Consider the following 26,779-nt stretch of genomic DNA (forward strand, 5'->3'; position numbering starts at 1 on the left):
CTATTTTGCCTTTTTTCGGGGCATGTAGGGGACACTTTTGCTGAATCTATGGTTGAGCTTTTCGAGCTGTTCAGCGGTGTGTTCTTCCACCCAATCACCATACGTTTGATAAATTTCTTTCGCTGATGAATGCCCCATTTGCTTAGCAATAAACGTCGGGTTTGCACCGGCGCTTAACATCCAACATGCGTAGGTATGTCGCGTTTGATAAGGACGGCGATATAGGATGCCAGCCCGTCGAACGATCCCGCGCCATTTATCATGAATGGCCGTGTTGAAATAATAGTCTCCAACATCGGGTCGAGTTGCATTAACCTTGGGAGAAAACACCGGTCTTATCGTTTGGTTTTCAAACGTGAAGGTGTCTCTTTGGCGAACCCGTATCTTCAACGGCCTGAACATGCACGTGAGCTCTCGCTGACGGATCAGCGCATCGAGCGCAGGCTGGAGCAGATTGATGATCCGTTCACCGGATGCGGTTTTCGGAACCTTAAATTCGCCTTCCAAAGTGATATTGCGACATATCTTCACCGTTCCCATCGTCAAATCAACATCGTCCCAAGACAGGGCCATGAGTTCACCGTGGCGAATGCCAGAGTAGACCGCAAAGGTAAACAGGTTGTTATCCTGTTGGTTTTTGCAGGCATCGATCAATCTGGTGAACTCATCTTGCGACAACGGGTTCGGTATCGTGCGGGGCGATTTTAGTTCCTTGATGCCACGAAGTACACGTTGATCACAAAATTCATTCAAAATCGCGTAACCAAATACTGATTTTATCGTGTTCATGTACGTATTCACGGTGCGAGGCTTGCGTGTCTCCATCCAATACTTTCGAAGTGTAAGGAGATCTTTCTGTCTGAGCTCACTCACCCGGTTATCTTCTCCGAGTATGACGAGCGCGGCACTGAGGCGACTGATGTAGTTTTTTAGGGTAGCCGGGGTCGTGTCAGCACTTTTGAGCTCTAACCATTGTTGGAAGAGTTGCCGGACGGTGAGGGTCTTGGTGGTGGTATCGAGGATCGCACGTTTGGAAGCGGGAAACTGCTCGGCGTAGTTAAAGGTACCATTGCGAATAGCGTGACAAATCGCCGCTCGCTTTTCACCAGCTAGCTTTATGTTCTTGGGCGTATCGGGGCAGCCCAACGATTCGCGGCAACGTTCGCCCCGGTACATAAACCAGATACGAACCTTGCCGCTGTGGACTTCTACGCCAGTGGGATAAGGCTTTTTCACGTTTCCCTCTTACTGCGGATGGCTCTCAATCCATTTTTCAATCTCCGCAAGGTTGTAGACCACTTTGGCTTTGGTTGCGGAGACCTGTCCGGTCGTAGACACCTTGCGATAGTGTATCCCCTGGAGCCAGACCTTTCTGCGATAGCTTTCCAAGGCAGTGTTCGTGAGCGAGTAGGTTGCACAGATGATGTCTTCACCGACCCATCGTGTTTTAGGAAGGGCAATGACAATCTCTGAGCGGGGTTCGTCTCGGGTTTGGAGGAGTGCAGTCATGTGTGATTACCTCTGATCAGCGCTTCGAGGCGTTGTTTGCCTTGAAGGTTGTAGTGAAACGTTTCGACTTGCTTATGTGAGTGGGACGCTTGGTCTAAGCGCCACTCTCCGTACCGAGATGATTTGAGTCCATGCAGGTTGGCGGTTCTTCCGACCTTTTGTGCAGACACACCTAGCACCTTAGCTATCTCTGTGGCGGTGTAATGCTTGTCGGTCGTCGGCACGTTACAGAGTGTTCTCACTAATGTGCTGACGGCATTGCCCGATAAGCGGCAGGCATTGAGAAGGCGCATCGCCTCATCAATCGCACAGGCTTCGCAATACGCGTGAGTGTTTATTTGAACCACCATGTCGTGCTTTCCACATTGAGTACATTGCATGGGCAGCTACCTCCTTGATAGAAAGTAGCGCTCCGGTACGCGCTTTAGAAGGGGCTCAATTACGCGGCTATCTTTGAGGCGCAGTCGTAACCATCCCAACTATCAACACCCGCCGCTTCCAAGGCTGAAAGCAGCGCATCACGTGCTAATAGGTGTTCGTATTCTTTAAGAGGAATCTCCACCATTTCTAGCGGCGCTTCTATGATGTCTTCTTGAGGGGCACTGCCTGCGAGCGCTTCTTTTTGCTCTGCCAGAAGATCCAGTTGCCTAATCGCATCCGATTTCGCTGATACCGCTTCTTTAAAACGCTCGCCATAAAACACCTCATCGAGTTCGAGTTGAACAAGGGTTTCCCGACGTGCGCGCACTGCTTGGACGTTTTCTTCCAGCGCATGCATGGCTGTCAGGCGAATTTCATTAATGCTGTTTGTCACGGCTTGCTCATGAAGCGCTTGCCTCTGGGTTTCGGCTTCCACGCATTTGACGATGGCGTCATTGATATTTTTGACGGCATGTTCTTTGGCGGTGAGGGCATCACCGGTGAACTCCGCGAAGTCATCCTGACTGATGGTCATCATGTCCAAGGCTTCTGCCATGTCATTGAGCTCGGTAAGCGACTCATGCCCCTGTGTTTCGCCTAGACGTTTGATGTTCTCAATGCGGGAAAGGATTTCGCTCTGGCGTGCTTCTTCCCGCTCGTTTTGTATAGCCTGCCATTCATCGCGGGGTTTGAGGACAGCACTTCGAATTCCTGAAAACTGCTCTTCCACATGCTTTTTGGTGGCCTTCACCGCTTTGACCTGCGATTCCGCATCCACCAAGGCGTTATCAATGACCTTCACCACGGCGGTTTTACTTTCACTGACTTTGCGAGCCAACGAACCAATGCGCTCACGGCCTTTGCGGGTTTCCACATCCGGGACTTCACTTAACGCTTCATTGCGTACCGCTTCGATGACCTTTTCCACACTGTGTTTGCTTTGAAAGGCTTCAAAGGCATTTTCAGGGGAAAGGGCGAGCACTTGGTCGAGAGAGGTGAGGGAGTTTTCCATGGTCTCTATCCTTCTTTGCTGGTCAGTACGTCACGTCTTTTGGTGTACTCAGACTTGAGGTACTCGATTGAGGACGCAGGTGACACGCCCAACTTGTCCGCTGAATTCGCCAGAATGCCGCAGTGCTTTTTATAGGCGTTGTCCAGCGTGGTCATGCTTGGCATGCCGTGAATGATGCGAGCGTATTCTTGGGCTTGTTGCTCCAGCTCGCCGAGGTGTTGCTGTTTGAACTGGTCGCTCTTGGCATCCAGCTCTTTCATCTTTAATTGGCGCAGTTGTTGAAGCGTTTCCCGCGCCTCGGTGTCTTGGGCAGATTTGATGGCTTTAATCGCCTGACCGAGTGCGGAGGAGAGGGCTTCTTTGGTTTCTGCTGCTTTTACTGCTTCAAAGTATTCGGTGAAGTCGATTTGGGGGAGCGCCCAAGCGGGGAGGGGCGGAAACGCCCAATCGATGTATTTGTCAGGGCCGCCTCTGGTTTTGACGACATGGACATTGCCGTAATGCTTGTCGCGCATGCCGATACACTGACGACACTCTGCAAATACGGTGTCCATCTGATACAAATAACGACCCACACCCCATTGGACGGCGCAACGCTTCATGGCAGAGGAACGGCCACCTTTAATCGCTTCAATGTGAGTGTTCTCGCTCGCGTCCCACTTGGTGACTTTCTTATCACCGAACCAGACCGAAATCGCGCATTCACACCCAGTGATTTGATTGCCTGACACAATGTCTTTGAACTCGACTTCCCAACCAAACAACCCGAAGACTTCATCAAACCTTTCTTGAACCGCCCTTGCCGTGATGTAAGGCACCACCATCGCCCAAGGTTTATCGCCTGCAAATCCAGCGCGTTGAATACGCCACTCGATATCGTCAGGCGAAAACATAGCTTGGAGCTTTTCACGAAGCTCGGACGGAGTGTGGTCTTTTGAGGCAAACATGGGATTAGGCCGCTTTTAGCTCAGCATCGAAGGCTGCAGTAATGGTCGACATGTTCTGGACAAAGAACCCTTCAAAGGCTTTGTCGATAAAGGCAAGGTGTGTTTCGAGATTGAGGAAGGTGTGAGTACGGGAGTTAGATTTTAGAGAACCAGCCAGTGAGACAAGGTGGTCTGCACAGCGTCCTTCCATGAAATCAGCAAAGTAATACGTCGTAAATTGGCTGATGGTGAGTCCTGCAAACTTATCATGTGCTAAGAGGGCTTGTTTGCCTTCTTCGATGTAGGCGTTAAGCGCTTCGTCTCGTGCGTTTGCCTCATCGATGCGGTTTGATTCTCGTGCTATCGCATTGTTCAAGTAGCTATCAGAGTGGGTGTTCATGACAATCTCCTTGTTTAGGTAAGCGTTCTAGACGCTCCATTCCGCAATGGACGATAGTCAGTGTAGGTTTTGTTTCTTTTTGTTGTCAAATAAATTACGCAATAAAAATTACAATATTGATGAGGGTGAGTTGATAGTTTCTAGCGAGGAGACAAAAAAAGCCCGTTGATACGGGCTGTTAGGTCGGGATTCTACTCAAAGCGGTTTTACATGAGCTACAACCGAGCCGATGATTTTACAGTGTTGGGATGCATTGACGTACTTTAGTTCAGGAGGGTAGCTAGGGTTGAGAGCTGTTAGAAATAGGCTTCCGTCGATGCTCTGAACTTGCTTGAAAGTGATATCACTAGCACTGTCAAATTTTGCGACTACGAGTTTTCCATGAAGAGGTTCAAGTGAATCGGGATCCACAAAAATCAGATCACCTTCTTCAAATCGGGGTGTCATGGAATCCCCCCTTACTTTAGTCACAAAAGTGCTTTTTCCACATACAGAAGGACACGCGATATATTCAAAATCATCTGAAGATACGCGGCCAGTATCAGCGAAATTATTGGCTTGCTCCCATGTTAGAAGAGGGCAAACTGTTATACCGTCGGTCTCTTGGCTGTTTGTAAATCCATCGCCTGCAACAAATTCAATGGGGCCTTTTCCTAAAACCAACCAATTCGCATTGCACTTTAGAAAATCTACAAGTGCTAATAGGACGACGTCTTTAACACTATTTTGAATTCCCAATTCTACGTTGGACAACGATACACGACTGAACTTCATGCTAGGCACTCGCTTAGATACCATAGACGCAAGTTCTTCTTGAGTAAGGCCTAGCTGGTTTCTTCTTTCTTTAATTCGATCGCCGAGAGTCATGATTTCTTCTTCAGTGAAACTTTTCTTACCTATCATGGCATGAGTAAATAATATATTTATTGCGCAATAAAACTTGCATTCATGATATTTGCTTCCTAGTATTTTCGCTGGAGGTGCCCATGAACGATGAACTATACGATTTACTGCTCGCTCACTTTGGCACGCAACAAAGTATCGCGAACACTTTCGGTGTTTCTCGTCCCGCTGTTGCTGGGTGGAAATATCATGTTCCGGAGCGCGTCGCTCTTCTCTGTCACCTTTCCCAAAACATCTCCTACACCTATGACCCTAGCCACTTTCAGCGGGATAAGAAGGCCCTGAAATTGAACTGCGTGAAACCCACGGCCTTACCGCAGGATTCTGAGGTAACTACTAATGACCAACATGTTCATTCAGAAGCGGCTTGAACGCCTCAAAGAAAACCGATTAGCAGGAAAGCCAGGACTGTCGATAGACCAAGTGAGAGATACTCAAATGAAGCTTCGCTTTAACAAGTATGAATCTCAATTTATCGAGCTCGTTTCCAAGCAACTTGATCACCCCAAGGCTCTTATTTCCAACGTTTTACTGATTGAAGCAATCATCGAACTGGTCGCCACTGACAAGGACCTGTGTGAACAGGTAATGGCTGAATGGTACGCCCAATCAAAACCTAGCCTCGATTTTTTCTCAGAAATCCGAATACGCGCTCGTCGACTCGAAGATCCAATCGAAGCCGAGTTCAGCGAGGTTTCGTCCTCGGTTTCGCAAGCACTGGAGCACAAATAGGGGGCAAGCAAGTGAATCCTCTTTGGGCCAAGTTACTGCGGGGTGAATGCTCCGCAGAAGAACTTCAAGCAAGTAGCGATTTCTGTGAGTTAGTGATTCAAAAAATTGCTGAACGGAGAGGGCTTCGTCCTGACCAAGTGAGGTGCTCGCTAAAGCTTGAAGCAATGGGAGACCCTGAAATTTTGGGGCCTGTGGATACATACAGACCAGAACATCACGGACTGCACTAATGGATACTAACTATCGCGTTCTCGCAGAACTTATGGGGCAGGGGGCAAACCTGTCCGTTCCCCGATTACTCATTCGATTTTTCCAAGGCCAGTACAACACGGCAGCAGTTATGAGCCAGTTGATATTTTGGTCAGGTAAATCCTCGCGCAAAGATGGTTGGTTTTATAAATCCCAATCAGAGTTAGCTGACGAGCTTTATCTATCACGCGATCAAGTTAAGCGCGAAATAGGGAAGATTAAAAAGCAGCTTGCAGGCGTCGTCACGACCAAAGTGACTAAAGCAGATGGCGCGCCGACGACACACTTTAAAATTGATTTACCCACCTTGATTGAGTTGCTCTCTAACGATTGTGCGAAATCGCCAAATGGTTTGGGCGATTCCGCACAATCGAATGGGCGAGACCGCCCAAACCATGGAATGGGCGAAAGCGCCCAATCCATAACAGATCCGAACCATATACAAACAACAGATCCGATAGATCATGCGCACAACGTCGAAACGCCGTTGGACGCTGAAACCGAACCGCCGGTGTTTGAACTGCTTTTGAAGGGGGGAGGCAAACATCCCGTAACACAATCTGACATCACTCATCTAAGTGAAACCTATCCCACCATCAACGTTCCCTCGGAGATTGCCAAAGCCTCAGATTGGCTTATCTCAAACCCCACCAAGCGCAAGACGCCCAGAGGCATCAAACGATTTCTATCTGGGTGGCTTTCCAGAGCAGGCGAGAGGCGATACCGCTCGTCAGGTCTGAGCCAGCAAGCGCAGGTAGAAGCCCATAACGCCTCAGCAGTTGCTCAATGGCTGGAAAGTCACGAAGAGAATGTTTACGAACATGTGGGGTGATTCTGATGGAAGCAAGAGATCTCAAAGCCTTTGCCAATGACCTTGAAGCCGTCATGGGGCTCTACGGCAAAACCTTAACGCCCACGGTGCTTGAGGCTTGGTGGAAAGCGCTAAAACACATGGCGCTTCCTGCTGTGATCAAAGCGCTAGAACTTCACACCCAAAACCCTGATGCCGGGCAATACCCGCCTAAACCTGCTCATGTGATTCGCCTTCTTGGTGGTACATCGAAAGACCGGGTAAACATTGCTTGGGCGAAAGTCGAGAAGGCCATCACCAGTGTAGGAGTGTGGAATGACGTCGTTTTCGATGACGCACTGATTCACATGGTGATTGACCAGATGGGCGGTTGGGCAAAGCTGTGCGAAACCAAATCCAAAGACCTTTCCTATCGGGCGAAAGAGTTTGAAAGCAAATACCAAACTGTGCTCTTCAATCCTGCCCAATCCTATCCCAAAAAGCTCTCTGGGATGGCAAGTGTTCATAACGCATCGCGAGGTATGGACGTGTCGCCACCCATGACTATCGGCTGTGTCGAGCAGTGTCGCCGTGTCTACAAGGGCGGCTCATCCCATGTCCAAATTGGAATGATGACGCTTGATGAGGCCAATGACACTCGACTGCTGTCGGCGAACCAATGAGAGGTAATGACCATGCGTAACTACACACCCTCACAACTTGAAATCAACGCGATGCGCCAAGAGCTGGCGGCTAATGGGTTTACCAGCTTCATGCGCAAGATGAAGGAATGTACCAACAAACCCACCATCGACATCATCAAGGTCATCTCTGCCGAAACAGGGGTGAAGCGCGATGATATCCGCAGTTGGAAGCATCAGGGCGTTTGTAACGGGGCATGCGCTAACGTGCTTTGCGGTTTGGCCGAAGAGTCGGGGTTCTATTTTGGTAAACACATGCTTGTCCCTACGAAAGCGGTTTGTGAGCAATGGCTAGAACACGAGCGTCATAACTTCTCCGGCAAATAGTCATGAGTGGCGAGGCAACAGGCATCGTTGTTTGGGTAGTTATAGTCGTAGCGATTTATCTGCTGTGGCTTGGCTCAGACCTTCGAAAAGACGATGACCGCGATCATTGGGACGATTAGCTATGCAATTGGCCTTAATCAAAAGACAGGGTGGGGCGCTGGCCCCACTGACTGACGCAGACAAAGAACTGCTGGACAAAAAACGCATCGGGACGGTACTCGAAGCCCATTTCAAGGTGACGCGAAACCCCAAGTTTCACCGCAAGTATTTTGCCCTGTTAAACCTTGGCTTTGATTACTGGAACCCAAAAGGCGGGGCGGTTTCTCCCCAAGAGAGAAACCTTCTCAATCGTTTTGCCGAAGAGCTATCTAAATGGGGCGGCGAGCAGCAGACACTCACGGATTTGGCAGAGTCCTTCCTTGATGCGGTTGCAAGAAAACGCGCCTCACTGACGGTCGAAAAGAGCTTTGAGGCTTACCGCAAGTGGGTGGCGATGGAGGCGGGTTTCTTTCGTATCGTCGTCTTCCCCAATGGTGCGGTGAAAAAAGAAGCCAAATCTATCTCGTTCGCCAAGATGGACGACAACGAATTCTCTGAACTCTACCGCGCCTCCTTCAACGTGATTTGGAATCACATTCTGCATAAGTACTTCGAGAGCGAAGCGGATGCAGAGAGGGCGGTGAATAACCTACTGGGATTTGCATCATGACCATGAAAAAACCAGCTATCAGAAGTAAGGCTCTCACGGAGGCGGCAAGAGGACAGGAATGCACATTGCAGATTTCCGGGGTGTGCTGTTTTAACCCTGAAACTGTGGTGTTTGCGCATTTTCCGAGTGCGACACATGGCATGGCTTATAAGTCTGACGACTTTTGGGGTGCCGATGCCTGCATGAACTGTCACGACGTCATGGATGGAAGGGTGAGCTACGACTTTGAACCGGGAGAGCGAGAGGAATACATGTTAAGAGCCGTGCACGCCACGCTCGCAAGGAGAGTGAGAGCCGGGCTTATTGAGATAAAGGGGCAACGCGTATGAGTCGGGGATTGGAGCTTTTTATCCGCATGCACTGCGAGAAGACGCCTTCCATGCAGCGCGGAAGGTCATCACTGACAGCAGACGTCATTCTAGGCGTACTAGGAAAATTGCAGCACGACTATCCAATGGGGAGCGATGCGATCATGTGGAAGTGGCTAAACGATATCCCGGCCTTTGAGCGGCTGCAAAAGCGATTAGAAGCGCAGATACCACCAGATGCAAAGCGAAAGGATGTGTATCGGCACATCATCACGCTCGCGCTCATGGTGTTCGCGGACAAGCCGCTTTTTCCGCAACAAGAGCAGCTCACCAAGCTATGGAAAAACCACAGTGAACAGGCGCGTCGGAGTAAACGGCGAATTCGAACCTGGAGGGTGCAAATCAATTTCTACGAGAAGCAGCTAGGCGGACAATCTGAGTTCAAAACCAAGCAGCTATTGGCAGAGATAGAGAAGCGTCAAACGTGGATGGTGGAGGAGGAAAAGCGCTTAGAGGTGTTTGCTCGAAAGCAGGCAGAAAAGAGCTGTCAGTGCCCGAGGTGCGGGGGAACGGGGGTGGCGAAGGTGGTTGAGGCGTGCTCGGGGTGTGAGGGGAGAGGGAGTGTTGGTTTAAAGGCTGATGGAGTTAGTGAGCACCTAAAGAGGGTAGGGGTTGATGTGTCGGACGAGGCATGTGGGGCGGAACCCATTCAATGGTTTGAAGGGGTATTAGCTAGTGTTTTTGGCGAACATGATGAAGTACTGAGGAAATTAAAGGAGCGCCTCTATTTAGAGGCGGCTTAAACTCGATTTTGGACAGAAACGGCTTAGGGTTGGTGCTCTAAGCTGTTTCCTTCGGACAAGGAGAGTTTGTAAATGTTTTGAGTAAACATTTACCTTACTTAAAGGCATATACATGCTCTGATTGGATTTAAACTAATAGCCTCACCTATTTAGAATAGTGCTCCCACGGTTTCCTTTCCATTTTCTTGGAAGCAACCTCACAAATCCTATCAGTATCATGGCGAAGCTCCCATACAGATTGATCAAGCTTACGCATTATACTCCAATCTAGCTCTTTATTTGGCTGGTCATCTGCTATTTGAAGACAAGGTTCCAGACGCTTAAGTTGCGCGTTAATCAATTTTATGTGTTCTACTTTACCATATATGGCATAACCGTCTAAGAATAGAGTAAGCCCAAATAAGGAAATTAAACTTAAACGAGTTATACCCCACATGGAGGATATCTTAGAAATCCATTTGTAATCCCATCGATACAGTGTAACCAACAGATAATATGCGATTGACATAAAGTAACCTTTTTAAAAAATAGTTATACAGTCTTGAATCCTAGCTCGGTAAACAAAGTGCTATTAGCTATTGACCGGAGAAGGGCTTATATGTGTTATACATTTTCTATCGTGGTGCACTGTTATAAATACGTTCAATTTCCGCATCCGATATTTCACGATGTTGATCTATTGTATTGAACAAAGAACGCATGACGTCTTGAACATCAAGACCGGTACCAAGCTTATAATTATCCCTTACTTCCAATAATTTTAAAATGACATATAGAAACTTGCTCGTTTCTAGTATGGCTCTAGCTGATAGTTGAGAATTGACTAGTACTTTGCCATTTTCTAGTTGTTTAGCGTTGTCGTTCTTCTTATTTATTACACTTTTCACGACTTTATCGTGTAACTTAATTTCTTTTAGAGCTTTTCTAATAGGAAAAGGAATATCTGCACCAAGCCCTTTCTGCAGATCGTTTAAATAGCCCCAATCTATTCCTAATGGCTTTACTCGGCTGTTACGAACAGGATGCCTAAACTCATCGAGCAAACTATCAAGTATAGATTCGAGGCTTTCCCTGATATCTTCCAGCTCTAACCATAGACTTTCTTTGTACTTTTTTTGTTCTCTGCCTGATTTTCTTTCACCAAGTACGAACGCAATTAAAACACCGACTATAGGTATAGCCGCAATTATTATATCGTTCATGTAACCTCATAAATGCATAACGAATGACATGGATTCCCCCTCACGAGGATTTGCCACACTTAGGTGTCGCGTTAAATACCGGAGGTAACCATGTCTTCTCAATTCTTTTTCGGCGTTGAACTCGTAAATATTACTTTCCGCTACAAGCTGTTCAAGACCAAGGAGAGGTCATTCTTCCTCCGCTCGTCCGAGAAGTTCACTTAACAAAGCACCGACGGGCTTGTTCAACACCCAAATAAAGTGTCGTCTACGCGGCAATTATTCATATTTGTTACCTTAATTACCACGATAAGGTATTGGTGTTTTCGTTACCTGCACTGCCGATAGATTGGATTTAGCAAGCAGCAACTCCAGCGATTTTTGAGCGAGATCCGAATGAGGGTTCGGACCAACGATCAGTTCTTTAACACAACTGCTATTAACATTTAGCTCAACATATGGAATTAAGAAATAGTCAGAGCTACGTAATTGGATTTTTCCATGTTTTTGCCCATAGACTACGTATCGCCACTCACACTCTTCCCTAAACCCAACGTCTTTCATTAGTGTACATGCAACCTTAGCTTTCGAGATAAAGTCTAAGGTTGCAGACTGATCATCACCATTCGGTGGTATAGGTTCACTAATATATCTTTTCAATAAATCTTCAGCATATTCATATTTAGATTTATCATCATATATAACTGGGTAAAAAAGGCCCTTATTGTTAAGCTCTGATTCAAAGTTTGGAGAAATACCTATAGAAACGCCATGCCCATTCGGGGTATAAGCCCTCCACTGACTCAACAGATCTTTCTGACTTGTCAATGAAAGAACAAAAACTCCAGCGTCCTGTGCAAAGGATAAATTTGTTCCAATTGCTTCAGTGAATCGAAAAAAAGGCTCTAAACTACTTAAACTTTGTAGGATTAGAGAATCTCCTTTATTTTCATATTTAAATCGAGTGAAAACATCTTTGAGTATTTTAAACCCATGAAAATACTCCTGATGATCATTCAGAAAATTTATTTCACTAACCCAAAATGATAGTTTTCCACTTCCTTTAACAATGTTATTGATTGCATCAAATGATGTGTAATGCCAGAGAGCATCAGGTTTATCCTGATTTAAGTATTCAAGGTAGTCTTTATACAACTCTATCTCCATGACCTAAATTATTCAGCTAACAATTTATTAGTACACAAAGTGGGTTTAATTAAACACCCCACCTTGCGATTTTTTAAACATCTTACTCACGCTACCGCCCTTCGCTTATCGGCACGCAACACGCCATCACTGTCTAAAACTTTTGGCGGAAATGTACCACAAAGTGCATAAAAGCAGATTTGATTTCGATCGCATGAGGAACTGAATGACTATTGATTAATCATCTGATAATTAAAAGTATTTATGGGGTGAATGGGTTAGACTTAAATGATGGTTTGGGGTTATCTATGAGGGTGGGGTGGCTGCGCGGGGCAGCCGGGATGCTGTGGGTTGTTGGCCGTGGGAGAGCATTGTAGAAAGAAAGCTCCTAGGAACTGCTTTCTAGTACAACCCATCAATTAGGTAACTCGGAAAATGGCCGGTCTCCCATGGCTTTTCCTTCTTTGTTTCGAAGTCATTCATTACATTCTCTAGTAGGGTATCGCAAAGGTTACCCAAGAATTCAGACGGATGAATAAGTTCAAGGTGAGCATTTTTCTCACCCTTATTCCAATACACATAGTGGACATTCTTGTGTTCTTTCGGAAAAAGAGGGAAGCCATTTGCGGAGTATTGTTGGTGTAGCAACCCATTTCTCATACCATATAGCAAATTGACGTGAGTGAAATGCTCTAGTTTTTTCTTATGGTGCTTTCTTTTTCCTTGGTCGGGCCATAGCTCAGCTATTTCATCTTTGTGTGGTGCTGAATCAAGATATATGATTCCATCTGGTTGGAGTTGCCAATCGTTTAGCAAACCATTCAATTTTTGTAATACTTCTGGTAAGCCGGGTGATACTTCTAAAAAACGATGGAGATGCATTGGGCATATTTTTTCTGCTTCGGGCCAATTACCGTGCTCGATAATTACACGAGTAAAACGCTCTCGAGTATTGACTTCTTTCCCATATCGCGTAGCGCCCAATGCATCAATAAAGGAAGTGTATAATATTGCCCGCATTATCGTTAGGTTATCAGAATGTGCCTGAATATCATGTATATTGTTTAGCCTTTCTCTCAGAAAATCATGTACTTCTGCAATACGCTCTCCAGTTCCCACTATAGCTCCTTTTTTGATTGTCATTAGAGTGTTTCTCTTAGTTGCATATAAGATGTATTAGAAAGATTGAAATCATGAGGGGCTTATTCGATATGTTATAGAAATAAGGTGTCATTTAGAAGAAATGTATGCAAACAAATCGGCCTAACACGAGAATGTATATAAGCGGGCTTATTCCAGAGTCAAATATAGTAATGGGTGAGTGTCACCGACTCTCATTTTTTAGAGCTACTATCCGCAACATCATGTTTTGTTTGATTTGTTAACGACTCTACTCGTTGATTTATGAATAGATATAAGTTGGTGGAAAACATACCTACGAAAATCGCAACTAATGCCATTGTGTAAAAATTTTCAGGGTTCTGAACAACACTATATGTTTCAAAGCCCTTCAGCTCCATATGGGGGGCTACAATAGCAAGTAAAACACCACTTTTGATTCCAATCCATGAAAACGCAGCCATCAAACCAGACGAAATAATTAATGAAACCTCATCTGCTACTCTAAGACCTGACATGATAATACGTGAGATTCCACCAATAGCCCCAAGAATAAAGGGGATCAGTAGAATAACCAAAGCATTAAACGCCTGATTAATAACTAGAAGAGTTTCTTCATTTATTCTATAAAGACCTTGATTTAATATCGAGACTATTGTGAGTATGAAAATCAGTATAAAGAATAGCATATAGAGCCTTATTATTTTATGATTCTCATTAGATCCACTTTCTGATTGATTTATGTTTCTATATTGATCGCTGCGATCTTGAGTGTCATTTTTTATAGGTTCCTCAAGTTTTTTTTCAGCTTCAACTGAATGTAAATTGCTTGTGGACTTTTTATTACTGCTCATTTTTGTACCATTTTATTTTTGTAGCCTTAATGAATAGGATAGCCATCCCCTAGCGAGTATTTACAATAGCTACCGCCCTTCGCTTATCGGCACGCAACACGCCATCACTGTCTAAAACTTTTGGCGGAAATGTACCACAAAGTGCATAAAAGCAGATTTGATTTCGATCGCATGAGGAACTGAATGACTATTGATTAATCATCTGATAATTAAAAGTATTTATGGGGTGAATGGGTTAGACTTAAATGATGGTTTGGGGTTATCTGTGAGGGTGGGGTGGCTGCGCGGGGCAGCCGGGAGGCTGTGAGTTATTGGCCGGGGAAGGGCTCATATGTGCTAAATGTTTTTTGTAAGTACATACTCTGCAATTTCAAATGCAGCAGCCAAGGCTTGACCACGTTGAGGATAGTCATTTGGGACCACCTCAATTTCTTGGACCTCCAGACAGCCATTGTGCTTTTGATTAGCACTTCGTACACCTTCCAATATTTCTTCGATATGTCTGTTGAGATCAAACTGTACTTCAGAGCCTTCTTGCTTGAGGGTAAGACGCCTTACTACTAACAACCCATCTTCTGGTGTTTTACCGAACTTTATTGAGACAAGGACACACCCAGTACCTGTGACATGCTGCCTTCGATAATATGTACTTTCGTGAATGCTCATAGACATTTAAACGTTCGAATAACGGGCACTTGCCCGCACTTGACCCGACCAAACCTATGTATTCACACCACTTTTTAGCGCTTTGAGGTTGGTAAGGTGCCCTGTTAATGACCTTGTTAGGTGCGCGTTTATAGACCCCGAAAAGAGCAATTCGACCTACCACATTTACACTTCACAATTGCAGCAGTTTCAATAATTTCCGTTTCTAATAGTTCGTCACAGTATGGGCAGTGTTGATCGATATCTAACCCATTTATGACTTGAAGAAAGGCGGTATAGGATTGCCTAGCATGTTTAGGTAAATTGTCTTTACCCTCCATTAGGGCCTCTACCTCTATTACAATTTCCTCTCGGACCATCATTGCCACCTAACACCCCGCCTAGGGGCAATAACACGTGGGCTAAAATTTGGAGCGAAGCGACTGAGACCACGTGTTATTGTCCCATGAAGCTTGCGACCGACTACAGCGGCTTGCTATGTGCGCTCTTGCATACAATGCGCATATACTTCGTTTAACTTTTCCCATGAAGGTTCGTCAACAACTTGCAACTCAATGGGCAGCTTAGAAAATGAAGATAGCGCCTCATTTATTTTTGAGCCAACCTTTTCGATGTCAGAAACATAGAAATGCCATTCACGCGTACCAGAGTGTGTATAACTGAAAACGAAAATGGCTAAACGATCACAATCGAGAGCATTCACAACAGTATCTTCGAAATCACGCATACTATCCATTTGGCTCGAACTTGGAAGCCCGCTTGAGTCTTCTTGGGTGTAATCCCAGAAAATGGTCAATCTTTGGGAATATTTCTCGTTATAGAATAAGTAATCCAGATCCGGCCTATAGCGAATTAGAATGGGTTGATCATTTCGTTGCCCCTCAGCTATGTTCCATGAAGCTGAGTCAGCCGATTCTATTTGCATAAATATCCTTCTAGCACATAACGTTGCAATAACGGGCGCCTATCGAACTACCCAAACTGCTTCAATCCTTTGTACTCACAACACTTTGAAAAGCTGCCACAGTGACAAAGCGTCCACGTTTATTGCTTTGTTATGTGCGTGGCTAGAATTCACCATTAATAACACCTTGATACCATGCTGCCATGTTAGGTGTTGTGAGCCTTTTTGACCAGTCAGCATCCTTAAGTGTCGAGGTGCCAATAATGAAGTAGACTGTACCGTTTTTATCTAGGCAAGCTAGTGTATTTGTCACGCTACTTTTAGCGAATGGGAATAGCTGGATTCTAGAGGAGAGATCTTCGTTTACCAAACTGTACGCTACGTCGAATAGCCCCTGCGAAGACCCAATAAACCACCATCGAAGCTCACCGAATTCTCCATCGTGCGAGCATACATAGCGCTCGTATTCCTTCGGATAGGAAAGCCCATATTTCTCAGCGAGATAGTATTCGTTCGATTTCATGATTGCACATAACGCCTTTGTAACAGGCATTTTTTGTATAGTGGAGTTTTGCGGTATAGTGGCGTGGCCACCGCAAAACGGAGCGTAGCAAAAAGTGTCCTGTTGACAAACTTGTTATGCATTATTTCCGGCCGCGAACAGGCATATCCCATAAGCAGCCATCGCCGTCTTGATTAATTAGCCAAGCACTCGGATCATCCATTGAGAGTATATCGATACTCTCTACCTGCATCTCTGCATTATTATATTTACTAATAGACTGTAGAATATATTCAAAGTCATGAATCAGTTCGTAAGCAACAACTAAATGTGGCAAGCTCACAGATCCATTTAAATATGGTACGTTAACCACCAAAATTTTTGGCAAAATATAGTCGCTTGCTATGCTCTCGCTAAACTCAAAGAATAATTCCTCAGTATTGATTGAGAACTGAACGACTTTCTCTGGCCACCATCTTGGATCTTCACCATATTCAACAACATTAATGCAACCGGCTAAAATGTCCCACATCTTATCCTTTAGCCAGAGGGAATATACTGGTTGCTTCCCATGATCCCTGTAATCTAGTAACCACTCCTTCTCAGCCAAAAATACAAACCCGTAATTTTCTTCCAACGCTTCCAATTCTTCAATTCGATCATCTACAGACCAACCAAGAAGACAAAATCCAATTCTCGTTTTGGTTTTTTGAACTCTAACTAGTTCTTCATACTCATCTTTTGATATTTTTTTTCGGATATCTTTATAATTGCTAAAAAGATTCATTCAACTCTCATTTCTTAGGTATGCATAACAGTGTATTGGACACCAAAGTGGTGTACTTAAACACCCCATTGTGTCCAACAATAACAAGCCACTGTATTTTTAAAGTAGCTTTCCCTATGTTTTAAAAGCCCTTTCTCGCGGTACTAAAAATGGCCTTGTGAAAACGCCCCAAAATGGGGCTACGTAGGTATTATGCGACACCTTTGCGTTTACTGTGTGTATCAACAGTGGAAAAGCACGTTTCGGATTACAAAAAGTAGGGTGAATAGGAGACTTTTAAACACCTCATCAAAAATGATGCTGGCTCACTTTGGGGCAAAAACGTGCTAGAGTAGATCGGACTAGCACGAGTATGGACAGGATTCAGTTAGGGTCAGAGGTCTAATCCGCTCGCTTCGGATAACTTCAATTTAGGTGAGTGAGCATGTCTCGAAAACGGGCTTGTTCAACACCCAAATAAAGTGTCGGCTGCGCTAATCTTTTCTTTTTTACGCAAAAATCGTATTGAGATAATTATCTATTTAGAAATGTAATTACGGTACAATTGCCCAATTAAAATCCCGAGCCCAGTTCCAACTGGCCACACCTGAACAACTTTTAATATTTGGATTGAACGTAATATTAACGCTTTTATCCTGTGCTTTTGCTGCTAGCAGCAAACTATATATAGCGCGGCAAGCCTCTGGATCTACATTATTTTGTTTCTCAGATAAATCACAGAGATAAGTAGATGGAAGACCACCAGGACCACTAATCAAAAGTACACTTCCCCTACCTACCGCTAGTGTTTCAATTTTTCCTTTACAGAAAGAATCTGCGTAGACCGGGGAGAAAGCGACGGACATCATCGCTACTGCAATAATTTTCTTGAACATTTTACTTCCTGTTAACGATAAATATGGTTCTTTATCACACCTATCAGACTCCAAAATGCGATCATATCGGTACTATACAACATCTTTATATTTACTGTATCTATTAACCGTGGAAAAGCATTTTTCGGATTATAAAAAGTAGGGTAGATAGGAGACTTTTAAATACCTCATCAAAAATGATGTTGGCTCACAATGGGGCATAAACGTGCCAGAGCAGAGCGGATTGACACGAGAAGGCCATTAATGGGCTTGTTCAACAACCAAATAAAGTGTCGGTTGCGCGATACTTATTCTTGTTTGTTATGTGATTTCATTTTGTATACCACCACTCATCGTTTTTGAGCCAAAATCAGCGCTTGGAACTAACTCTTTGTAGTTCCTCAACACCTTCTTAATTCTGGACTTTTCATGATTTGTATTTTTCTTGGAATACAACCAAAACTGATATGACTTTGCATAAGCAGAGAATCGAGGCAATAAGCAATAGACGATGAAAAATACCTTTCGCTTACTTGCATGCTCTATAGAAGTGAGTCGATCATAGTACTCATGAAGGATATCCACCTTTTCATCTTCACTTAGTTTAAAAAACGCATGCATATTCTTGAGTTTGTTTTTAACAAATTCATTAAGCTCTTGTCGTTCCAAATCGCTAGATTCGAGATACAGAAGTGTTTCATAACTACTTGATAAGTTGATATCGTCATAGCCTAGCAATAACATGTAGTCTTTAGGTAAATGGTTAGCTTCTGGGGAAGGTGCTTTTAATATATCAAACTCGTCAGCTAAGAACATTTTAGTGAGTAGTTCATTGTCTCCTTCCAAAATTCTCTCAATAGCCTTGATATGTGGAATTACTGTTGCCTTCATTATGCTTAATTCAGAGAGCATAATGTTGTGACACTGATGAAACACATATGAAGTCGCATATACTTTTTGCTTACTTTCTCGCACTCTGTGAGTGTTGAACTGGATAAACAACACCGTCAAAGATGCACCTAACGTAGCTAAGAATGGAAGAAACAATTTCTCACTAAGCATTACAACCTCGCTCACCGCTGCAAAAAATTGCATAAAAATTTATTAGATCCCAAAGTGGGATGTTTAAACACCCCATTTTGGTTGTTTTGTGCTTTCGCCGGACACTTGGGCTCAGCATAACTGCATTACTTGATTTACTAACGCTACCGCCATTCGCTTATCGGCACGCAACACGCCATCACTGTCTAAAACTTTTGGCGGAAATGTACCATAAAGTGCATAAAAGCAGATTTGATTTCGATCGCATGAGGAACTGAATGACTATTGATTAATCATTTGATAATTAAAGGTATTTATGGGGTGAATGGGTTGGACTTAAATGATGGTTTGGGGTTATCTGTGAGGGTGGGGTGGCTGCGCGGGGCAGCCGGGATGCTAGTGTCTATTGGACGGAGAAGGGCTCATATGTGTTAGGGCCAGCTGAACTTGAAGGGGGTATTACTTATTGACTTGAAGCCAGTCAGGAATTGGGAAGTCATCAATGCAACTATCTGTTAGATAGACGTTGATCGTCTTTCCTGCCAAAAGCGCAGACAACGCTGCAGAGTATTGAGCTTGGGAGCCAGGAAGGCTGATATTGAATCTAATTTGGTTTTTGAGAGGGCAGGAAGTATTCTTCGCCTCTTGTTCTATTTGCACGTAGCAGGTCCCTTGAGGAAAGCAACCCACAGCAACTACGTTATAATCAGCTGCTCCGGCTGAGTACGCTAATGAGCTAGGTAAGATTACACTGGTAGCAAGCCAGCGTATGATTGATTTTTTCATAATAATCCTAATAAAAACAACTACCTACTATACGGTTTGTATCCTAACGCCCGGCTCAGGCGCGACGGTTGGCTGTCGCTTGGAGCCGTTTGTTATGTGCTGGTGTCTTCTACACAGCTTGTTTTTACTCAACCCTAAGCAAAAAAATTAGTGGATTACACTAGAAAAGTTCACTTCACCAATCTGCAACTCAGTTATCTTAGCGGTGCTTGAACCTGGTTCACAAGTTATTGCAACACTAACTTTCCTATCGGCCGCTTGTGCTGCTAACAGCATAGAGACAATCCGCCCTTTCTCATCCACGAGCTTATATATCCCATTCTCATCTGAAGTTTTACAGCCAGCGTGAACGCTAGAAGTAGACAGTTTTATATGGTGGACAGTTGAGGATGGATACGCCCTAATCGCAAGAACCTTAGAAAATGGGGTCCACCCAGCCATGGCATTAAAACTAATCATAAAAACGAATAGAAACGGTATAGATTTCAAAACTACCTCGCAATGTATTCTAATAATTACAACTGGATAACCAAATAATTAACCAGTTACTTGCTGCCTGTAAAGAACTCACAAAGCTACTACACATAACGTCGCAATAACGGGCGCTTACCAATCCGCCCAAAACAGCTTTAATCCTTTGTATTCACAACACTTTGAAAAGCTTCCGCATTGACAAGGCGCTAGGTTTCTTTGCTTTAAACCTTTAAAGACTTTTAATTCTTGTTACTGTCATTCTTCCTTCCGCATGGGAAATGGTTCCACATTTTGTGGCATCGACCCCAACTTGAATCTCAGAATCACTGCGCTGAGCAGCTAGCAAGATTGAAAGCACCATTTCTAAATCCGCTTCTGATTGGCTGACTGAATAGTATGATGCATTAGGACAGTTTTTTGGGTTGTGATGGGGAGATTTAGTAGAGAACAATATTATCCCTTCTTTATATCCCGCTATAACTTCCTTAACTTTTGTACTACTACTCCATTCACTTGCAAAAGCTTGTGACGAAAAGAGAATGCATAATGCAAATAAAAAATTGTATTTCATAATAACTCCATTCCTTTGGTTTATAACGTTGCAATGACGAGCGCCAATCAAACTGCCCAACATCGCTTTAATCCAATGTAATCTCAAAACTTTGAAAAATCGCTCGAAGTGACGATGTCATTGTTGTATCAATTGCTGACTGCCCTTACGCCAACATTTTTATCAAAGGAATCGTCAGCATAATTGTAAATCGAGACTTTGGCACCGCAAGCTAAAGCGGTCAGCATCATAGAATAAGTACGGTTGTGTATCTCAGATGTTGATGCTTCAGAACGGGGAAAGAAAATGAGTTTATCTGAAGAATCTGATACGCAGGGGCCCGAACCTCCACGAACTATAGCTGTAAACGTATCATTGTTTCCGGATGTACTTTCTACGGCCACAACCTTAGCTTGCTCAGCTATCCAACCAGCATTTGCCAGACATAGGTATCAATACTAAAAGTGGTGATAAATATTTGATCATTGTTTTTCCTCGAATAACGCCTTCAAAAACGGAGAGCGATTTTTTGTGGTTTGTCTTTTGCCAAGCCGCCCCATAGATGACCTCTAGAAGGACTAGTGTACACAACTATTGTTTAACTATTATCAGATCCACTTTCTCGCGGTCTCTAATACACTCTCCGACACCCTGTCCGTATACTTCAATCGTCCTATCAGACGCTGCTGCCATCAAAATCACTGACATCACTGATTTACCTTCGGCCGTTTTGGTTTCGACTCCCCAAGCGGGTGTAGGGCAACCGGGATTTTGATGAGTACCAGCGGTGAAAAGCAATATTCCATCGCTTGTAATTAACATATCACCAACCTTACCAGCACTACTCCCAGAAAACGCAGGGAAGGAAAGCACGGCTAAAGACAAAATAAACATTATTTTTTTCATAACACATCCTAACTTTCTTTTGATTTGGTCATACTTAACGTTGAGATAATTGGTACCGAAATTCACCCGCCAATGATTGCGGGCGAATAGAAGGCTGATATCCCAAGGATATTTTGTAAATTTTACAGCGCAAACTTTCAATACCATTTTTGGTAGAATGCATGCACCTTCCTTTTTAGAGACAGCCATGACAACCTCCACCCCTAAGAGCCGCACCGACTGGCTCATCTTCTTCCGCCGTGCAAAGAACGTAGATACATTGGATTTGATGCTAGATGGAGCATTGAAGAAGTTGAAAACACCATCAGAGCAGGCTGATGCGATACTTGGTCATGAGGCGAGGTTGGATGAGCTGGAAGGTCCAGGTAGATAGGTTCGAGAGCCCAAACACCAGAGCGTTGGCAGGAAGAAAGGCGTGAAGGGCTCTCATTGATGATTAGAGCGGATTTGGCCGGTGAAGGCCAACCCAGGTGCCCGCTTTACGTGTGATGCGGGTACCCGATGTAATTGAGCGCTTTGTTATGCGGTAAGTTTGGGGGAGAACTAACACCCCACTCGACCTTTCATCTCCGCACTCTCCGTCACGGCCGGCAACTGGTAATCCAGACGGTTTTCTAGGTCGCTGACTTTAATCTGGGTATCGCAGTACTTCACCCCTTTCTCGATATCCTGGTCCATGACAAAGGCCACCCCATTCCCTTTGATGTCATACACCAGCTTGTAGAAGCCTGAAGGAACCTGGTGTTCTTCATTGGCGTTAGGCATGTCCTTCATCATCTTTTCATAGAGCGTGCCTGTCACCACATACACCGGCTCTTTATACTCAACGGAATGACGCACTGCTTCTTCCAGATCTTCCCAAGCGCGACCATTTAGGTGCTTATGCTGTGGCACGATATTGCTGATGTAGTTGGTCTCCCACCAATATTCGTTCCCTGCAAAGGCGGCCAGTGGTGTCATGTGGCCACGCTCCATACCAAGCGCCCCATAGGCACCGTCGTAGTCGCGCTCCTCGAGCTTGTCTTCATCTGGGATGAGGTTGTTTTCCATCCAGTCCCTACCCGGACCAGGTCCAAAGTTCAACACGTTCACCTCATACGCCGTCCAGTCCGCGAACTTGGTATCCGGATTGTTTGACAGTGCATATATGTGGGTAAAAACGAGGTTGTTACCCTCCTTTACTTCCGGGCAGCCCAACGGGCAAAACGGGGAGTAGATGTCAGCGGAGGAAACGGAGGTGGAAAACAGAAGTAGCGCAGCGAGCTTGGTGGCGGATTTCATTTGAGCATCCCTGTCCAGTTTGGATACCCGTTACTTTCACACTACAAAGGAAAGATGTCAGCCAAACATCGGATTGATGTGCCAGTAATCACGCAATGAAGTAATCAAAGCGAATTTGTTGTCATTAAAGCTTGTTATGCACGTTGGATTCAGCTGTTCCTTTAAGCAGTTCGACCATTACATTGGACATCGTCAAATCTTGGTGAGTAAATTACGCAACATACTGATCAGTTGGACAAATCAAGAATGGCTATCTTTGACGAAATAAAACCGCATTTGAAAAAATATCCACTCATATACGGGTTTGTACTGGGGATAATCTCGGCAGGTGCTGTTGGCAAGTACTATGTAGTAGAGCTTCTGGTTGAAGCTAAGGTCGGTGAGTTTAAGGCACGTGTCGTTGAGGCTGAAAGTCAGAGGGATAAAGTTAAAGAAGCTTTAGCGAACACCAAGGATACACACGACAAAACGATAAAGGAACTTCAAGCCAGCTATACAGAGAAACTCAGCGTTGTGAAACAAGACGCGAGTGAAGAAGCCGATGCATTAAAAGCCCGATTATCCAGCGTAGAGCAAGGCTATGCAGCGTTTAAACAGGAAAACGATACGTTGCGAAAGGACAATAATTCTCTTAAAGAAAAATTAGCCAATAGAGAACAACTCTTCGTATCACTGAATGAACTTCGGTCAAAAGAGTCGCAAATAGAACGTGAAATTAACAACAGCCAATTAGAGTCAAATAGTCTTTCTGCGAAACTCGGCGAATCAAAGGTCAATTGTGAGCAGTTTAAATCAAAGGAGAATAGATTCTCTGTAAGTGACCGAGACTGCATGACTTACTATGAATTAGAAAATGAAAAGAAAGGTTTAGCCGCTCTTATCGCCTCCAATCAACTTACTCTCGAAGCAGTGCGTCAACAGATACATAACCTAACTACAAAGGGTTGATTACAACCCTTCTTTTGCCAACGTCATCTGATTTTCTAGAGGTGGAGGCGTGAGAGCCTTTAACAGAAGTACGCCTTAGTAATCAAAAGATCCGGGGCACATTGTCTTTAGTGCGCGGGCAAACTCCTGACAGCTCATTTTTTCATCAATAACAAATACACCAGTCATAGCATCCACTGCCCCTGTGAACGGATCCAACATGCGTGTTTTCATGAATTCAAAATGCAGAGCGTTTAGGTCTCTGAGATCTTGAGTCGCACACCTCCAAAGTAGATTGTCTTTTTCTCTATTGAACTGTGCTCGCAAACTATCATCTGGCTGCTGCTGCTCGGTACAGTTCCTGATAAACCTAGCGTCGTACACGATGTCATAATTTTTCTCGAGATAGCCGTCTTTGGTGAGGTTGCTGGAATCGAGCGCGGCCTTTAAACCTAACAACCCTATCGCACCGAAAATCAAACTAGAACTTACATTCTCTTTCATTGAAACAAAATCACTGCATCCCCAAGAAATAACCAATATTGCGGTCAAAAACAAACTACCGCCTGTGAATACAGATGCTGTGAACGTTTTGAAAACTGCTGCGATTAACAAAATGAACGCAATGATTCCGAAAAAAATCAGCCTGTACATAACCTTGTAACCCTCTATATTTACATGTATGCATGCACAGTATCGAGTTAAACTCGCGAGTTAAACCAATAATTTAGTGCAAAAACATATACAAGCATTGAATTTTGATCCTCTCTACAGTTGCTATGCTCATCATGGTTTCGTTACACTTAATACTGTGTTTATGTACAGTTAATTTTATGCCTGCTATCCGCATCCAACACAATGCCGTCACTGTGGTCATTACCGCACCTAAAGCGTTTCTTCAGTGCGTCTCCCATCAAGAGCACCTGCCTGCGAAGGTGAAAAGCGGCGGCATGCTCTATTTTCCCTTTGGCGGCTTTGTAGAAAGGGAAAAGCTCAACAAGGACGCCCAGTTCGTGAAGCTGTTATCTATTGATGGATATTCAGAAGCGGATGATGGCAGCGGGCCATGGAAACACTTTCCTCATGGCATCGCTTTGCTCGGTGTGTTCAGGGAGAAGACTTACTACCTGGTGCTTGAAAGGGGAAAGGTGGTGAGGGTTTGAGCTTCAATCCATAATTAAATAGGATTGAAGCTCCTAAATCACAGCGTTTCTACGAAAAAATGAGCCACGAGTAAACATCCCGTTCATGTTTGCTATTAATAAAATTATCGCATTACCCCATAGTTCCATGTTTCAACGTATGTTCCTCCATAAACTCCACACTTTCCTAAGCCATATGCTTCAACCTCCACACCCATTGCTTTTGCTGATAAAGCAAGGCTAAGTACGGCTTGACCGCCTGCGGTATTCGCATCAAAGGCCAGCTTATTTTTGAACGCATGATGTACACAGCTAGGTGGAGTCCCCGCAATTGGCTTATCAAACTCCACCATACCTTGGCCTGTACCATCAACGCGAACGGCAACTACTTTTCCATGAACCGTACCTATCGCAAACGCGGGGTGTACAACACAAAAAAGTAAGAATGTACATATTATTTTCTTCATAAAAAATCTCCAATAATTGAAATATAACGTCGCAATAACGGGCGCTTCATAGACATAGGTTTTTAACGAACTAGCGTTTAGATTCCTTGTTTTGACATACAACGCCTTCATCAATTTATCAACTGATAAGACCAATCTAACTATCACTCCCAAATTCGAATGTTGGTTATCTGACGGATATTCTTTGCAATACAGGAAAAGTACCCGGATTATCTGTTTGAGGTAGAGCATGACATTCGTTGTCTAGAACGGAGAAAGCGACCGTCTTATCGCCCATTTTGGCAGCCAACATTACGCTCAAAGCTCCATCAGTGCCTAGTGAGTGTTTCATAACGTATGCTTGGGTGTGTGAACAATTGGCAGGATTAACTCGCTCTGTCCCAAGCGGGATAAAAGCGATAGAACCGTCAGGATATCCTGCAAAAACATAGTCAACTTTAGCGCTCGTAAAGATAGGGGCAGCAAAGGAAAGTTGAGATAGACATGTTAAAAAAATTGCGGCACTTGCCATCTTCATATCTAAACCCTTTCAGTTGGTTGTTTTTCCAATTACTTTCTTAATCTAATGTGTGTCAATAGTGCTACATTGCCCTGATGAGGCGAACACTGAAAGTCATCTACATAACCTGTCACGGTAAAATCACTGGCAAACGCGGCTAACAACATAGCCATGTATTGTTTCCCTTCTTCTGAAGATTTATCAAATCCAATAAAGTTGCCAGCGGATGCGCAGGCTGGTCTGGGTTGAACCATGCAGGTCAACGCGACATGACCATTTTTGGAACCTGCAGAAATTATCTCTGTGACCTTACAGTTATCAAAATCAGCTGAATGTACCGAACTAACAGAGAAGAACGATAGAAGTAATAGAAATTTGATTGCATTTTTAAACATACTGACACCTAACCTATTGATTTATTCTGCTTTTGATTATGAGTGTGATTTTATAGCCTAAATGTCACAGCGAACCTTGAGTTATTGCCCCGATGCTATTTTTTGAAATCATCTGCTAAAGCTTAAGAAGAAGCTTTATTACTTAATAACAAGTAGATATACGGGGGCAATATAGTGTTTAGTTAAGGTACTGCAGGCTTCACTACTTACACTGGGTGCAAAATGAGTACTAACGACTTTGTCAGACATCATCGCCGCAAGAACAATTGCCCCTCCGTTGTCTGTTGGTGTACAAAACCATTTTCCATTAGCATTTTCCAGCATGAATGCAGTTTGCCCGTTGCATTGCTGGGAATGGTCCATTACCCGAATGACCTTCCCTGAGCATTTTGTACCGCTGTTGGCGACTGCAATCCCGGGAATAAGCAATGTAAAAAGTAGTAATAGCGTTTTCATTCTCTATCTACCCAACCGTATTGAAAGTGATTTAGCTAATTCCATGATTTAAT

Annotated in this window: 38 protein-coding genes; 12 read left to right on the forward strand and 26 right to left on the reverse strand. The window is 44.3% G+C overall.

Annotated features, from left to right (window positions below; translation table 11 throughout):
• The 7 genes from K6Q96_RS06670 to K6Q96_RS06700 form a co-directional block, all read right to left on the reverse strand.
• Complete coding sequence (locus tag K6Q96_RS06670) at positions 1-1,236, reverse strand: site-specific integrase (protein ID WP_251878864.1); 1,236 nt, start codon at positions 1,234-1,236, stop codon at positions 1-3.
• Positions 1,237-1,245: 9 nt separating this feature from the next.
• The gene (gene xisR, locus K6Q96_RS06675; RefSeq protein ID WP_251878866.1) at positions 1,246-1,509 is read right to left on the reverse strand and encodes an excisionase family protein; all 264 of its coding nucleotides are present in this window, start codon (positions 1,507-1,509) and stop codon (positions 1,246-1,248) included.
• Positions 1,506-1,889 (reverse strand): hypothetical protein, encoded by a 384-nt coding sequence (locus tag K6Q96_RS06680; RefSeq protein WP_251878868.1) that lies wholly within the window; start codon positions 1,887-1,889, stop codon positions 1,506-1,508. Before K6Q96_RS06680 ends, xisR begins: the two co-directional genes overlap by 4 nt.
• 59 nt (positions 1,890-1,948) lie before the next feature.
• Complete coding sequence (locus K6Q96_RS06685) at positions 1,949-2,941, reverse strand: Atg14 domain-containing protein (RefSeq protein ID WP_251878870.1); 993 nt, start codon at positions 2,939-2,941, stop codon at positions 1,949-1,951.
• A 5-nt stretch (positions 2,942-2,946) separates the two neighbouring features.
• Positions 2,947-3,888, reverse strand: coding sequence for a Rad52/Rad22 family DNA repair protein (locus K6Q96_RS06690; RefSeq protein ID WP_251878872.1), 942 nt, complete (start codon positions 3,886-3,888; stop codon positions 2,947-2,949).
• A 4-nt stretch (positions 3,889-3,892) separates the two neighbouring features.
• Positions 3,893-4,267, reverse strand: a complete 375-nt coding sequence (locus K6Q96_RS06695; RefSeq protein ID WP_251878874.1) for a hypothetical protein — start codon at positions 4,265-4,267, stop codon at positions 3,893-3,895.
• A gap of 195 nt (positions 4,268-4,462) precedes the next feature.
• Positions 4,463-5,134: a S24 family peptidase gene (locus K6Q96_RS06700; protein ID WP_251878876.1), complete on the reverse strand. Its 672-nt coding sequence runs from the start codon at positions 5,132-5,134 to the stop codon at positions 4,463-4,465.
• A 119-nt stretch (positions 5,135-5,253) separates the two neighbouring features.
• Between K6Q96_RS06700 and K6Q96_RS06705 the strand changes: the two genes are divergently transcribed.
• The 8 genes from K6Q96_RS06705 to K6Q96_RS06740 all read left to right on the forward strand — a co-directional run bounded on the left by K6Q96_RS06705 (position 5,254) and on the right by K6Q96_RS06740 (position 9,789).
• A complete protein-coding gene (locus K6Q96_RS06705) occupies positions 5,254-5,541 on the forward strand; it encodes a Cro/CI family transcriptional regulator (protein WP_251878878.1) in 288 nt (95 codons plus the stop codon).
• Entirely contained in the window at positions 5,510-5,902 is a 393-nt protein-coding gene (locus K6Q96_RS06710) for a hypothetical protein (RefSeq protein WP_251878880.1), read from the forward strand. Before K6Q96_RS06705 ends, K6Q96_RS06710 begins: the two co-directional genes overlap by 32 nt.
• 229 nt (positions 5,903-6,131) lie before the next feature.
• Positions 6,132-6,983 carry a hypothetical protein gene (locus K6Q96_RS06715; protein ID WP_251878882.1) on the forward strand — a complete coding sequence of 284 codons (852 nt, stop codon included), beginning with the start codon at positions 6,132-6,134 and terminating at the stop codon, positions 6,981-6,983.
• Positions 6,984-6,988: 5 nt separating this feature from the next.
• On the forward strand, positions 6,989-7,624 hold the full coding sequence (locus K6Q96_RS06720; RefSeq protein WP_251878884.1) for a DUF6475 domain-containing protein: 636 nt from the start codon (positions 6,989-6,991) through the stop codon (positions 7,622-7,624).
• Positions 7,625-7,636: 12 nt separating this feature from the next.
• Positions 7,637-7,969, forward strand: coding sequence for a hypothetical protein (locus tag K6Q96_RS06725; protein WP_251878886.1), 333 nt, complete (start codon positions 7,637-7,639; stop codon positions 7,967-7,969).
• 121 nt (positions 7,970-8,090) lie between these two features.
• Positions 8,091-8,678: a DUF1367 family protein gene (locus K6Q96_RS06730; protein WP_251878888.1), complete on the forward strand. Its 588-nt coding sequence runs from the start codon at positions 8,091-8,093 to the stop codon at positions 8,676-8,678.
• 2 nt (positions 8,679-8,680) lie between these two features.
• Entirely contained in the window at positions 8,681-9,007 is a 327-nt protein-coding gene (locus tag K6Q96_RS06735; protein ID WP_256481833.1) for a nuclease domain-containing protein, read from the forward strand.
• Entirely contained in the window at positions 9,004-9,789 is a 786-nt protein-coding gene (locus K6Q96_RS06740; protein WP_251878892.1) for a TIGR02642 family protein, read from the forward strand. Before K6Q96_RS06735 ends, K6Q96_RS06740 begins: the two co-directional genes overlap by 4 nt.
• Positions 9,790-10,403: 614 nt before the next feature.
• Here the strand turns inward: K6Q96_RS06740 and K6Q96_RS06745 are convergent.
• From K6Q96_RS06745 to K6Q96_RS06810, 14 genes are all read right to left on the reverse strand, one after another.
• Positions 10,404-10,991, reverse strand: coding sequence for a hypothetical protein (locus K6Q96_RS06745; protein ID WP_251878894.1), 588 nt, complete (start codon positions 10,989-10,991; stop codon positions 10,404-10,406).
• Between the two features lie 276 nt (positions 10,992-11,267).
• A complete protein-coding gene (locus tag K6Q96_RS06750; RefSeq protein WP_251878895.1) occupies positions 11,268-12,125 on the reverse strand; it encodes a DUF2971 domain-containing protein in 858 nt (285 codons plus the stop codon).
• 393 nt (positions 12,126-12,518) lie between these two features.
• Positions 12,519-13,259, reverse strand: a complete 741-nt coding sequence (locus K6Q96_RS06755; protein WP_251878897.1) for a hypothetical protein — start codon at positions 13,257-13,259, stop codon at positions 12,519-12,521.
• Positions 13,260-13,450: 191 nt separating this feature from the next.
• Complete coding sequence (locus K6Q96_RS06760; RefSeq protein ID WP_251878899.1) at positions 13,451-14,089, reverse strand: hypothetical protein; 639 nt, start codon at positions 14,087-14,089, stop codon at positions 13,451-13,453.
• Positions 14,090-14,425: 336 nt separating this feature from the next.
• Entirely contained in the window at positions 14,426-14,761 is a 336-nt protein-coding gene (locus tag K6Q96_RS06765) for a hypothetical protein (protein WP_251878901.1), read from the reverse strand.
• Positions 14,762-15,230: 469 nt separating this feature from the next.
• Positions 15,231-15,680, reverse strand: a complete 450-nt coding sequence (locus tag K6Q96_RS06770) for a DUF695 domain-containing protein (protein WP_251878903.1) — start codon at positions 15,678-15,680, stop codon at positions 15,231-15,233.
• Between the two features lie 142 nt (positions 15,681-15,822).
• Positions 15,823-16,182 carry a hypothetical protein gene (locus tag K6Q96_RS06775; RefSeq protein WP_251878905.1) on the reverse strand — a complete coding sequence of 120 codons (360 nt, stop codon included), beginning with the start codon at positions 16,180-16,182 and terminating at the stop codon, positions 15,823-15,825.
• A gap of 121 nt (positions 16,183-16,303) precedes the next feature.
• Positions 16,304-16,948 (reverse strand): hypothetical protein, encoded by a 645-nt coding sequence (locus K6Q96_RS06780; RefSeq protein WP_251878907.1) that lies wholly within the window; start codon positions 16,946-16,948, stop codon positions 16,304-16,306.
• Between the two features lie 533 nt (positions 16,949-17,481).
• Positions 17,482-17,823 carry a hypothetical protein gene (locus K6Q96_RS06785; RefSeq protein WP_251878909.1) on the reverse strand — a complete coding sequence of 114 codons (342 nt, stop codon included), beginning with the start codon at positions 17,821-17,823 and terminating at the stop codon, positions 17,482-17,484.
• Between the two features lie 300 nt (positions 17,824-18,123).
• Positions 18,124-18,897, reverse strand: coding sequence for a hypothetical protein (locus tag K6Q96_RS06790; RefSeq protein WP_251878911.1), 774 nt, complete (start codon positions 18,895-18,897; stop codon positions 18,124-18,126).
• Between the two features lie 405 nt (positions 18,898-19,302).
• Complete coding sequence (locus tag K6Q96_RS06795; RefSeq protein ID WP_251878913.1) at positions 19,303-19,629, reverse strand: hypothetical protein; 327 nt, start codon at positions 19,627-19,629, stop codon at positions 19,303-19,305.
• A gap of 703 nt (positions 19,630-20,332) precedes the next feature.
• Entirely contained in the window at positions 20,333-20,674 is a 342-nt protein-coding gene (locus tag K6Q96_RS06800; RefSeq protein ID WP_251878915.1) for a hypothetical protein, read from the reverse strand.
• A gap of 128 nt (positions 20,675-20,802) precedes the next feature.
• Complete coding sequence (locus tag K6Q96_RS06805; protein WP_256481834.1) at positions 20,803-21,096, reverse strand: DUF5992 family protein; 294 nt, start codon at positions 21,094-21,096, stop codon at positions 20,803-20,805.
• A gap of 148 nt (positions 21,097-21,244) precedes the next feature.
• Positions 21,245-21,748 (reverse strand): hypothetical protein, encoded by a 504-nt coding sequence (locus K6Q96_RS06810; protein ID WP_251878920.1) that lies wholly within the window; start codon positions 21,746-21,748, stop codon positions 21,245-21,247.
• On the opposite strand from K6Q96_RS06810, the gene K6Q96_RS06815 reads away from it, so the two are divergent.
• On the forward strand, positions 21,747-21,932 hold the full coding sequence (locus K6Q96_RS06815) for a hypothetical protein (RefSeq protein WP_251878922.1): 186 nt from the start codon (positions 21,747-21,749) through the stop codon (positions 21,930-21,932). The genes K6Q96_RS06810 and K6Q96_RS06815 overlap by 2 nt on opposite strands.
• Before the next feature lie 170 nt (positions 21,933-22,102).
• Here the strand turns inward: K6Q96_RS06815 and K6Q96_RS06820 are convergent, their stop codons facing one another.
• The gene (locus K6Q96_RS06820) at positions 22,103-22,840 is read right to left on the reverse strand and encodes a DNA/RNA non-specific endonuclease (protein WP_251878924.1); all 738 of its coding nucleotides are present in this window, start codon (positions 22,838-22,840) and stop codon (positions 22,103-22,105) included.
• A gap of 246 nt (positions 22,841-23,086) precedes the next feature.
• Between K6Q96_RS06820 and K6Q96_RS06825 the strand changes: the two genes are divergently transcribed.
• Positions 23,087-23,788: a hypothetical protein gene (locus tag K6Q96_RS06825; protein ID WP_251878926.1), complete on the forward strand. Its 702-nt coding sequence runs from the start codon at positions 23,087-23,089 to the stop codon at positions 23,786-23,788.
• A 75-nt stretch (positions 23,789-23,863) separates the two neighbouring features.
• On the opposite strand, the gene K6Q96_RS06830 is transcribed toward K6Q96_RS06825, so the two are convergent.
• Complete coding sequence (locus tag K6Q96_RS06830) at positions 23,864-24,421, reverse strand: hypothetical protein (RefSeq protein WP_251878928.1); 558 nt, start codon at positions 24,419-24,421, stop codon at positions 23,864-23,866.
• Positions 24,422-24,600: 179 nt separating this feature from the next.
• On the opposite strand from K6Q96_RS06830, the gene K6Q96_RS06835 reads away from it, so the two are divergent.
• The gene (locus tag K6Q96_RS06835; protein WP_251878930.1) at positions 24,601-24,930 is read left to right on the forward strand and encodes a hypothetical protein; all 330 of its coding nucleotides are present in this window, start codon (positions 24,601-24,603) and stop codon (positions 24,928-24,930) included.
• 104 nt (positions 24,931-25,034) lie between these two features.
• On the opposite strand, the gene K6Q96_RS06840 is transcribed toward K6Q96_RS06835, so the two are convergent.
• Genes K6Q96_RS06840 through K6Q96_RS06850 form a run of 3 tightly spaced genes read right to left on the reverse strand, consistent with a single transcriptional unit; the run spans position 25,035 to position 26,270 of the window.
• Positions 25,035-25,511: a hypothetical protein gene (locus tag K6Q96_RS06840; protein WP_251878931.1), complete on the reverse strand. Its 477-nt coding sequence runs from the start codon at positions 25,509-25,511 to the stop codon at positions 25,035-25,037.
• A 31-nt stretch (positions 25,512-25,542) separates the two neighbouring features.
• Positions 25,543-25,893: a hypothetical protein gene (locus K6Q96_RS06845; RefSeq protein ID WP_251878933.1), complete on the reverse strand. Its 351-nt coding sequence runs from the start codon at positions 25,891-25,893 to the stop codon at positions 25,543-25,545.
• Between the two features lie 32 nt (positions 25,894-25,925).
• Positions 25,926-26,270, reverse strand: coding sequence for a hypothetical protein (locus K6Q96_RS06850; RefSeq protein WP_251878935.1), 345 nt, complete (start codon positions 26,268-26,270; stop codon positions 25,926-25,928).
• 238 nt (positions 26,271-26,508) lie between these two features.
• On the opposite strand from K6Q96_RS06850, the gene K6Q96_RS06855 reads away from it, so the two are divergent.
• The gene (locus K6Q96_RS06855; protein WP_251878937.1) at positions 26,509-26,778 is read left to right on the forward strand and encodes a hypothetical protein; all 270 of its coding nucleotides are present in this window, start codon (positions 26,509-26,511) and stop codon (positions 26,776-26,778) included.
• The last annotated feature ends 1 nt before the right edge of the window (position 26,779 follow it).

It is taken from the genome of Grimontia kaedaensis (genome assembly GCF_023746615.1).
GTDB lineage: Bacteria > Pseudomonadota > Gammaproteobacteria > Enterobacterales > Vibrionaceae > Enterovibrio > Enterovibrio kaedaensis.

Excerpts from the sequence above, each read along its gene's own strand:
- xisR (WP_251878866.1), bottom strand. The coding sequence starts at position 1,509 with ATGACTGCACTCCTCCAAACCCGAGACGAACCCCGCTCAGAGATTGTC.
- K6Q96_RS06680 (WP_251878868.1), bottom strand. The coding sequence starts at position 1,889 with ATGCAATGTACTCAATGTGGAAAGCACGACATGGTGGTTCAAATAAAC.
- K6Q96_RS06685 (WP_251878870.1), bottom strand. The coding sequence starts at position 2,941 with ATGGAAAACTCCCTCACCTCTCTCGACCAAGTGCTCGCCCTTTCCCCT.
- K6Q96_RS06690 (WP_251878872.1), bottom strand. The coding sequence starts at position 3,888 with ATGTTTGCCTCAAAAGACCACACTCCGTCCGAGCTTCGTGAAAAGCTC.
- K6Q96_RS06695 (WP_251878874.1), bottom strand. The coding sequence starts at position 4,267 with ATGAACACCCACTCTGATAGCTACTTGAACAATGCGATAGCACGAGAA.
- K6Q96_RS06700 (WP_251878876.1), bottom strand. The coding sequence starts at position 5,134 with ATGACTCTCGGCGATCGAATTAAAGAAAGAAGAAACCAGCTAGGCCTT.
- K6Q96_RS06705 (WP_251878878.1), top strand. The coding sequence starts at position 5,254 with ATGAACGATGAACTATACGATTTACTGCTCGCTCACTTTGGCACGCAA.
- K6Q96_RS06710 (WP_251878880.1), top strand. The coding sequence starts at position 5,510 with ATGACCAACATGTTCATTCAGAAGCGGCTTGAACGCCTCAAAGAAAAC.
- K6Q96_RS06715 (WP_251878882.1), top strand. The coding sequence starts at position 6,132 with ATGGATACTAACTATCGCGTTCTCGCAGAACTTATGGGGCAGGGGGCA.
- K6Q96_RS06720 (WP_251878884.1), top strand. The coding sequence starts at position 6,989 with ATGGAAGCAAGAGATCTCAAAGCCTTTGCCAATGACCTTGAAGCCGTC.
- K6Q96_RS06725 (WP_251878886.1), top strand. The coding sequence starts at position 7,637 with ATGCGTAACTACACACCCTCACAACTTGAAATCAACGCGATGCGCCAA.
- K6Q96_RS06730 (WP_251878888.1), top strand. The coding sequence starts at position 8,091 with ATGCAATTGGCCTTAATCAAAAGACAGGGTGGGGCGCTGGCCCCACTG.
- K6Q96_RS06735 (WP_256481833.1), top strand. The coding sequence starts at position 8,681 with ATGAAAAAACCAGCTATCAGAAGTAAGGCTCTCACGGAGGCGGCAAGA.
- K6Q96_RS06740 (WP_251878892.1), top strand. The coding sequence starts at position 9,004 with ATGAGTCGGGGATTGGAGCTTTTTATCCGCATGCACTGCGAGAAGACG.
- K6Q96_RS06745 (WP_251878894.1), bottom strand. The coding sequence starts at position 10,991 with ATGAACGATATAATAATTGCGGCTATACCTATAGTCGGTGTTTTAATT.
- K6Q96_RS06755 (WP_251878897.1), bottom strand. The coding sequence starts at position 13,259 with ATGACAATCAAAAAAGGAGCTATAGTGGGAACTGGAGAGCGTATTGCA.
- K6Q96_RS06760 (WP_251878899.1), bottom strand. The coding sequence starts at position 14,089 with ATGAGCAGTAATAAAAAGTCCACAAGCAATTTACATTCAGTTGAAGCT.
- K6Q96_RS06765 (WP_251878901.1), bottom strand. The coding sequence starts at position 14,761 with ATGTCTATGAGCATTCACGAAAGTACATATTATCGAAGGCAGCATGTC.
- K6Q96_RS06770 (WP_251878903.1), bottom strand. The coding sequence starts at position 15,680 with ATGCAAATAGAATCGGCTGACTCAGCTTCATGGAACATAGCTGAGGGG.
- K6Q96_RS06775 (WP_251878905.1), bottom strand. The coding sequence starts at position 16,182 with ATGAAATCGAACGAATACTATCTCGCTGAGAAATATGGGCTTTCCTAT.
- K6Q96_RS06780 (WP_251878907.1), bottom strand. The coding sequence starts at position 16,948 with ATGAATCTTTTTAGCAATTATAAAGATATCCGAAAAAAAATATCAAAA.
- K6Q96_RS06785 (WP_251878909.1), bottom strand. The coding sequence starts at position 17,823 with ATGTTCAAGAAAATTATTGCAGTAGCGATGATGTCCGTCGCTTTCTCC.
- K6Q96_RS06790 (WP_251878911.1), bottom strand. The coding sequence starts at position 18,897 with ATGCAATTTTTTGCAGCGGTGAGCGAGGTTGTAATGCTTAGTGAGAAA.
- K6Q96_RS06795 (WP_251878913.1), bottom strand. The coding sequence starts at position 19,629 with ATGAAAAAATCAATCATACGCTGGCTTGCTACCAGTGTAATCTTACCT.
- K6Q96_RS06800 (WP_251878915.1), bottom strand. The coding sequence starts at position 20,674 with ATGAAATACAATTTTTTATTTGCATTATGCATTCTCTTTTCGTCACAA.
- K6Q96_RS06815 (WP_251878922.1), top strand. The coding sequence starts at position 21,747 with ATGACAACCTCCACCCCTAAGAGCCGCACCGACTGGCTCATCTTCTTC.
- K6Q96_RS06810 (WP_251878920.1), bottom strand. The coding sequence starts at position 21,748 with ATGGCTGTCTCTAAAAAGGAAGGTGCATGCATTCTACCAAAAATGGTA.
- K6Q96_RS06820 (WP_251878924.1), bottom strand. The coding sequence starts at position 22,840 with ATGAAATCCGCCACCAAGCTCGCTGCGCTACTTCTGTTTTCCACCTCC.
- K6Q96_RS06825 (WP_251878926.1), top strand. The coding sequence starts at position 23,087 with ATGGCTATCTTTGACGAAATAAAACCGCATTTGAAAAAATATCCACTC.
- K6Q96_RS06830 (WP_251878928.1), bottom strand. The coding sequence starts at position 24,421 with ATGTACAGGCTGATTTTTTTCGGAATCATTGCGTTCATTTTGTTAATC.
- K6Q96_RS06835 (WP_251878930.1), top strand. The coding sequence starts at position 24,601 with ATGCCTGCTATCCGCATCCAACACAATGCCGTCACTGTGGTCATTACC.
- K6Q96_RS06845 (WP_251878933.1), bottom strand. The coding sequence starts at position 25,893 with ATGAAGATGGCAAGTGCCGCAATTTTTTTAACATGTCTATCTCAACTT.
- K6Q96_RS06850 (WP_251878935.1), bottom strand. The coding sequence starts at position 26,270 with ATGTTTAAAAATGCAATCAAATTTCTATTACTTCTATCGTTCTTCTCT.